We start from the raw sequence: 6,702 nt of genomic DNA on the forward strand, positions 1-6,702 counted from the left end.
TCCGAATATCACGATGCTGGGAAACGCGCCAATGTTTAACCGCAGAGAACACAGAGGAGACGCAGAGGGATTGATTAACGATTGAGTGACCCGCAACAGCCCCTTACCTATAAAGAGGTAACTATAACAGAAACTTGGAACTCGAAACTTGGAACTTGGAACTTGAACGTTTGCGCTTTCTTACTTCTACATTCCGTATTGGTTATTCGATATTCTACATTTCAAGGATTGCGTCCTCCTTCGTCGTACTCGCGTTACTTATAATCACAGAGCATCGGTGCTTTACGGACAAACCCAGAAGCACCGATGCTCTTTCTTTTTACGGCCCCTTCATTGCAATCCTGATTTAAATGGGAGAAGCAATCTCTTTCCACTTGGTTCAATTGTCCGACATAGATACTATCTTTGAATGTCAACACAACGCCACCATCATGCAGATTTCTTCAACATCCCTATTCCTAAGCATTCTGATCCTGTTTGGAAGTCTAACCAGTTGTCATTCTTCGGTCAAAAAAGAAGTTGCAAGCCCGCAAAAGCAGCAAGTCCTTCCATCTGCCAACTACGAAGTTTACCTGCCCAAAGGACCAAAACCGGCAACTGGCTGGCCTCTGCTGATTGCCATTGATCCGCATGGCTCCGGAAAAACAGCCATGAAACATTTACAGGAGGCTGTCACCAACTATCCGGCTATATTACTGGCATCGAATCAAATTCAGAATAACGACCCAAATTATATGCAGGAGTTAAATGCCTTGATCATCGAAGCATCGGAAAAATTTCCCATTAATGGACAAGTCTACCTTGCCGGTTTTTCCGGTGGGGCCCGAATGGCATTATCGTATGCCGGCTCGCATCCTATTGCTGGTGTTATTGCAGCCGGCGCATTTGCATCTCCCGGTGAATTGCGTGCTATTCACGGTACTGTTCTGGGTTTAATAGGCATGGATGATTTTAACTTCTCCGAAGCAGCTCAATATCTTTTTCAACCGGATCAGCTGCCTTCCAATACCCATATCGAGCTTACCAATGCCTCACACGAGTGGCCCGATGCTGATCGAATGACGAATGCCTGGGGCTGGTTCCGCCTGGCTGACTCATCAGCCAACAAGGCTGAGCTTTCCGACTATGTCAACAGGCAGCAACAACGCATCGATTCGCTGACTAAAGCCGGGAACTTATTGCAAGCGACCTGCCTGGATCGAAACATGGGAGCCGTATCGTCCTTTAATGCTCTTTTTCCCTTCGAGAAAAATACGAAGACGTTGAGCAGTTCTCCGGCCTACCAACAACAATTGGCAGCCCTCGGTGAAAGCTTAAAAACAGAAATGGCACGCCGTCAGCAATTGACACAAGCTTTAATGGAGAAAGATGAAAACTGGTGGAAAAGTGAGATTGAAAGCCTGCATCAAAAAGCAACAAACGAACCGGACCTGATTCAGCGAATGGCCTGGAAACGACTCAATGGTTTCCTTGGAATTATCTGTTATTCCTATTCCCGTCAGCTGCTGGCTCGCAAAGACACGGAACATTTGAAACAAGTTCTCATGGTATACCGGTTGGCCGAACCTGAAAACCCCGATATGCTACATTTTAGTGACGAACTGGAAAAACTTCAAAACTGGAAGTAGGAATTCCGGTCAATAAGCCAACACTGTACCCAGCAATTTGATCTTAGCTTCCGGATCCCAGGCACCACCAAAGGTCCAAAGGGCTGTAATCTCATCGGGCTTGGGCGAACCTTTTGCTTCCTCGAGATTATTCTTCATCCATTTGAAGTTACCACCTTCACGTTTTACATCGTACATGTAAACCCGTTGACCCCAGGGGCAGGGATCCAGCACCTTATCCGTATAGGCATAACCAATCGGGTGGTCAATAATTTTATCGGTCATCGTACAATGCAGCAGGAAAAACTGGGCATCGTGATGATAGCGTCCCAGGGTTACCGGGCTTTTCGAATCGAAGTGCGAATGAGTGATCACCAGCTTTTTATCGTAGTTACCACGGCCATCGTGCCAAATCAGGGCGCGGCCATCGCCGTAGAACGAACAACGAGTAGCATAACACCAGCCGCGCGGGCACAGGAAATCAACTCCCGGGCAACGCAGATCCAGGTCGGCATGATAATACATACCATCGCCGTTGGGTGCCCATAACGACAGGGCATCGTTGCCATCCGACCAAACGTTACAGTTGATTACAATGGTGCGCGTAGCACGGCCATAGATGGTCATCTGGTGAGCGGTTGTGGCTTCTACGGTGCTTCCGTAGTTGTTATAGATGGTCATGGTGCTGATGATACAATCGTCAGCGCCTTCCTGCAGTACAATCACTCCGTTGCCAACCGGGTTCCCTTTATAATCCTGCTTTTCCCGTTTCGACGCCAACTCGGCATAAATCAAGCGGGTACTGTCGCGGTTCTCCCCCACCAACACAATATTAGGTTTGTCAATAATGACTTTCTCGTGGTAAATTCCGTTTCGAATGAGAATGACATACGGTTCGGCCGGCTGGTCCGGGGCAGCTTCAATAGCAGCCTGAATACTTTCGCCGGGTGAAACAGTAGCCTGGTAAGTTTGAGCGCTGGCATGCAGGCCAAACAGCACGACACAAATCAACAGGAGTATGTAGTTCGTCTTTTTCATGAGTAATTGAGCTTGGTGCGAATACACAAACCTACCAAAAATTTGTTGAAGGAGGTCTGGTTAAGCTGTTTCTATTAGCATATAAGGACAAGCTATCTCTGCAGTCTATAGTTAAGGTTAATAATTGACAGCAAACTAAATGATAACAGTTCACTGAATTATAAAATGAGCATATTCTCATTATCATTGCATTGGAAATAGTTCTCGTACTTGCCTCAACGAGACAAATCCGAGTCAGAAATATTCACAAAAAGATAGCTCCGTCATGAACATGCAAGAAAAATTCAATTCCGGTAACCATTTAATTTCAAGGAATAAGAATGGAAATATTGATACCGTTTTGGTCAGCGAAGAGGTAATCCTGGAAACCTCGGTAGGCAATCTAATTCCCCGATATACGCTGGATGAAGAAGGACGAAAGAAGGAAGCTCCTGTGAAATTTTATAAAACCGGGGAACTGAAATCATTACCACTTGAAGAGGCTACCGAAATACCAACATCCATTGGGGCAGTCAAGTCGGAATTACTGATCTTTTATAAAAACGGATCGCTTTGGCGTAGTTTCCCCCTAAATGGGCAGGTTTCCGGTTTTTGGACTGAAGAGAACGAATACGCACTAGCCGAAACCATTGAGATACCAACATCTATAGGAACGATATCGGTTAAACCAATCTACCTTCAATTTTATGAAACCGGCGAGCTCGAAAGTATTCTTTTTTGGCCAGGTGAGCAGGTCAAAATAAATATCCCAACTGGCGAAGTACGAATCCACAAAGGAATTTGCTTTCATCCGAATGGCCAGCTCAAAGGCTTTGAACCGATTGATGAAATGACCATGGAGAGTCCAATTGGCAGCTTAAAGGTTTATGACCGAGATCCAAATGGGATGCATGCTGAAAACCATTCCATTAATTTCTACGAAGACGGATCAATACAAAGTATCACAACTTCTTCAAACCAGGTTATTGTAACCAATGGGAGCATTGAATCGCAATGCTTTTCTCCGAAGATTATATCAAGCTATTGCAATGAAAATACGTTCTTTCTATCACCCCTGAAAATTGTATTTGAAGAAGACAGGCTGACTTTTATAAACGATAATACACCTGCCATCAGTCTGCCGAGATCGTTGCAATATCAAGTCACCGATTATATCCCCGATAAACCGATTACAGGTTTTGGCTGTGCATAAAAAAACGACTTAGATCCCTCAATAAATAAACACGACCCCACTGCCATGCGATTTTTTCGCGTGGCAGTATTTTTACAAGGGCAATATGAAAATGTCCGCATGGTAGCTAGGCTGATTAAATCAATCAATGCCTACGACTTTACTTCGCCTTTCCAACATGGCTACATCGCGCCAGCTATGATCCATTTTACCAATCCGTTGCTTAACTCCGATTGTCTGAAATCCGTGTTTATGGTGTAATTTCAAACTACCTGCATTTTCAGGAAAAATACCTGCCTGCAAAGTCCAAACTCCGTTTATCTCAGATTCTTTGATCAAGGAGTCCATTAATTGATCACCAACTCCTTTACCCCGGTAATCTTGATCAACATACACACTCACTTCAGCAACTCCGGCATAAACGGGTCTGCTCGAAACACCCGACAAAGCAGCCCAACCAACAATTTTATTATCAATCAGTGCGATCAACCGGCAATCTTTGCGATGGGCCATGTCCCAGGAATTCCAATCCGGGGCTTCTGTCTGGAATGTTGCATTCCTGGTCGCAATTCCTGACTCATAAATTCGTGCAACATCTGTCCACGATTTTTCTGTCATCTGATCTATCGTAATATCAATCATGGCATGTTAAATTTTTGAATTAAATATCCATTCACCGAATGCTCACACTTGCGGCAAACGACACGATAAAAGTAAGGTGTATGGTTCTCTTTTATCCTTAGGGGAAGGGTATAGCGATGAATTCTAATTAAAACTTCATATCAGTTCTTAGTTATAGGGAGAAGGGATGCTACAATGGTTACTTTCTAAGATCCCTCGAAAAGGTTCGCAAAATCGCTTCGTCATTGCGAGTACCAACCCCCAATTAAATGGGGCATAGCGGGAATGACAGTTTTTTCCGCGGTTCCAGGTTTCCGGAAGTTCCTAATTCCCCGCCAGAGTTGTTCAAAATATTGTTCAACGACAGATCACAGGGACTACATTCTCCCGATATGCTCGACAACATTAAATTAAATACGCAACTGTACATTTGCGCCTTGACTTTTGTATTTAACAGGGGTAATTTTATTTCATAATCAAACAGGACCTTGATTTACAAACATTCTTAATTATGACTCAAGTATTCATTGAACATACTATGACGAATTGTGCGAAATGGGTTGCGAATGCTTCCAGTTGTGTCACTCATCTATCCAGTTCCTTCATGCAAATGAACAGAAGCAATATAAAACTATTCAGTTACACGACACAAATGAATAGTTATGTCATGTTTCCAGTCAGTTCCATGACGAAACAAGCTGGAAGCGTCACACAAATGGTTAGAAGCGTCACGCGACCGTTCATTTCCGTCACGCATCTGTTCATTTCCTACACACTACAGGTCAAAGTTGCTATCAAACTAGCCGGTTTCGTTACGCAAATGATTAGAAGCGTGATGCAACTGAATGAAGATGTCATGCAACTGAACAAAGTTGTGACGGAACTGAACAAAGTTGTCATGCAACTGGATAAAGTTGCTTTGGAACTGAATAAAGACGCGACGCAAATGATTAACAACGTCGTGCAAATGAACAGTTGCGTCGTCACTTCAAATAGTATAAAAGACTACAATCAACAGACCAACAAACACTTAAAACATATACCGAGCATTAACAGCAGGACTGATTCTAAAAGTAAAGCTTCAGAAACAGGAGGAGCTTTACAGTCTAATGGAAACTCAGCTTGTTTTTGGATTGTTCGGCCAGTAGAAAACCTGCAACCCATAAAAAGGGGAACAATGGTTTGGGATTCAGCGGTTACCCAGGCCACCACCAATGTCATAGCTCATTGGTGGCCCCTTCACTTACCGCCCGGCTCCCCGGCCCATAACAGCCTGCATACCGGGATGCAGTACCACGCTTAAACTGATCCGTTCCCATTTCTCTTCCTTATATCAATCTGCATTAGCCGATTGATTCGATACGATATAGTTACTGGTTATTATTAAATGAATGAAATATGATTAAACGTTCGTTTACAGTACCCAAGACATTAGCAGAAAAGTTTGGTTTTCAACATACTTTAATGCAATCGCTTGCAGAAAAGGCAACTGCATGGAGCATTCCCGAAGCCATAGTCACCCAAGCGACCATTGAAAGCGAAGATTATGAACTCAAATATGAGGAATGCAACAATAGCCAAACGCAAAGCCCGGCCATGACTGCTGCACGTAATGATGCGTGGAATGTCCTTGAATCTACAATCTATTCGATTTACAATCGATACCTGCTTTACAATGATGCGATTTCGGCTAAAGATCGTGATACGCTTCATATCTATGATGTAAACGTAGGCGGGAGAACCGCTTATGATGCCCCTGTCTCCTCACCGGTGATCAATTTAAGCACCGAGGATATTTCGGTTTTGCATGTAAACTATGCCACATCGACAACAAGTAATACGCACCGCAAACCCGATGGTGTTGCTTTTTGCGAAATTGCTTGTAAAGTTGGTGGTGAAGTACCTGCCTCCATCGACGAGTGTGTCACGCATTACTTTATAGCACGCTCACACCAGGAAATTGTTTTTGGACCAAACCAACGCGGGAGTACGGTGTATGCCTATGCCCGATGGGTTAACCGTAACGGAAAAACAGGTCCCTGGGGCAGCCAGATTAGGGCAATCATTCCCTGACTATTCAAGAACCAATCTCCATCAGGAGATTGGTTCTTGTTTGAGAAAACTTTACCCCAAACCCCTGAAGGGGCTTAAGCAATAAGCAACACAAAGATAATTAGGCAACTTTAATGCAATGAGCAGACAAGAAATAAACAGCTTAAAATCACACCCCGATAAATGGGTTGAAAAAGATTGACATGGGAATAA

Annotated in this window: 6 protein-coding genes; 4 read left to right on the top strand and 2 right to left on the bottom strand. The window is 43.9% G+C overall.

What is annotated here, in order from left to right; all coding sequences use genetic code 11:
- The first annotated feature begins 431 nt into the window (after positions 1 to 431).
- The gene (locus AC37HE_RS10185; RefSeq protein WP_500782729.1) at positions 432 to 1,628 is read left to right on the top strand and encodes a hypothetical protein; all 1,197 of its coding nucleotides are present in this window, start codon (positions 432 to 434) and stop codon (positions 1,626 to 1,628) included.
- A gap of 9 nt (positions 1,629 to 1,637) precedes the next feature.
- On the opposite strand, the gene AC37HE_RS10190 is transcribed toward AC37HE_RS10185, so the two are convergent.
- Positions 1,638 to 2,645, bottom strand: a complete 1,008-nt coding sequence (locus tag AC37HE_RS10190) for a pectinesterase family protein (protein WP_500782730.1) — start codon at positions 2,643 to 2,645, stop codon at positions 1,638 to 1,640.
- Positions 2,646 to 2,910: 265 nt separating this feature from the next.
- Here AC37HE_RS10190 and AC37HE_RS10195 point away from each other — a divergent pair, with 265 nt between their 5' ends.
- Positions 2,911 to 3,837, top strand: a complete 927-nt coding sequence (locus tag AC37HE_RS10195) for a hypothetical protein (protein ID WP_500782731.1) — start codon at positions 2,911 to 2,913, stop codon at positions 3,835 to 3,837.
- Between the two features lie 120 nt (positions 3,838 to 3,957).
- Here AC37HE_RS10195 and AC37HE_RS10200 read toward each other — a convergent pair whose 3' ends face one another.
- On the bottom strand, positions 3,958 to 4,458 hold the full coding sequence (locus AC37HE_RS10200) for a GNAT family N-acetyltransferase (protein ID WP_500782732.1): 501 nt from the start codon (positions 4,456 to 4,458) through the stop codon (positions 3,958 to 3,960).
- 490 nt (positions 4,459 to 4,948) lie between these two features.
- On the opposite strand from AC37HE_RS10200, the gene AC37HE_RS10205 reads away from it, so the two are divergent.
- Together AC37HE_RS10205 and AC37HE_RS10210 are read left to right on the top strand one after the other, a co-directional pair.
- Positions 4,949 to 5,740: a hypothetical protein gene (locus AC37HE_RS10205; RefSeq protein WP_500782733.1), complete on the top strand. Its 792-nt coding sequence runs from the start codon at positions 4,949 to 4,951 to the stop codon at positions 5,738 to 5,740.
- 95 nt (positions 5,741 to 5,835) lie between these two features.
- Positions 5,836 to 6,510, top strand: coding sequence for a hypothetical protein (locus tag AC37HE_RS10210; protein WP_500782734.1), 675 nt, complete (start codon positions 5,836 to 5,838; stop codon positions 6,508 to 6,510).
- Positions 6,511 to 6,702: the final 192 nt, after the last annotated feature.

It is taken from the genome of Mangrovibacterium sp., from assembly GCF_059905295.1.